This is a genomic window from Candidatus Poribacteria bacterium, assembly GCA_021295755.1.
GTDB lineage: Bacteria > Poribacteria > WGA-4E > WGA-4E > PCPOR2b > PCPOR2b.
The window spans coordinates 18,675-19,271 of the sequence record JAGWBT010000101.1 but is presented as its reverse complement, the minus strand read 5'-3'; the positions used below and the strand labels follow the sequence as shown (position 1 = coordinate 19,271).

Sequence of the window (597 nt, the reverse complement as noted above, 5' to 3'; positions counted from 1 at the left end):
CAATCAGCGGAGACCATTTTAATGATAGGCATCCGGCTTGGTCTCCCGATGGTCGTCGTATAGCCTTTGTTCACGCCCGCGCGTTAGGGCAACCATCGATTTACACGATGAATGTGAACGGAGAAAATCGTGTACGTCTTTCCGACTGCCATGCCGATGCTAGACCTACATGGTCGCCTGACAGTTCTGCGATCGTCTATTCTGACCAAACCAAGGATGGAGGAACCCGGGATCTTTTTGTGGTAGACATTGAGACATTTCTCGCTGCCCAAGAGGCACCTCCAACGAAACCGGAGCCCGAACCAGAGCCGGAGCCCAAACCGGAGCCGGAGCCGGAACCGGAGCCCGATCCACCACAACAGCCGGAACCGGATCCAGACCCGCATCAAACACCAGATGAGGAGGATAAAAAGGCGGGTGATGGTGATCCACCTCAAGCCCCGAGTGCCGATCCACCAGGAATCCAAGAAGGTATTCAACGTTTGACAACTAGTGCACAGTTCGACATCCACCCGGATTGGAGTCCCGATGGCTCGAAATTGGTATTTACCAAGGAAAGTGCTCCGCTTGATGCTGCGGTGTATGTCCTGGATCTGT

1 protein-coding gene is annotated in these 597 nt (G+C 54.1%); it reads left to right on the top strand.

Annotated elements, in window-relative coordinates; translation table 11 throughout:
- On the top strand, window positions 1-597 hold a 597-nt coding region (locus J4G02_14815; protein MCE2395841.1), incomplete at both ends, for a PD40 domain-containing protein.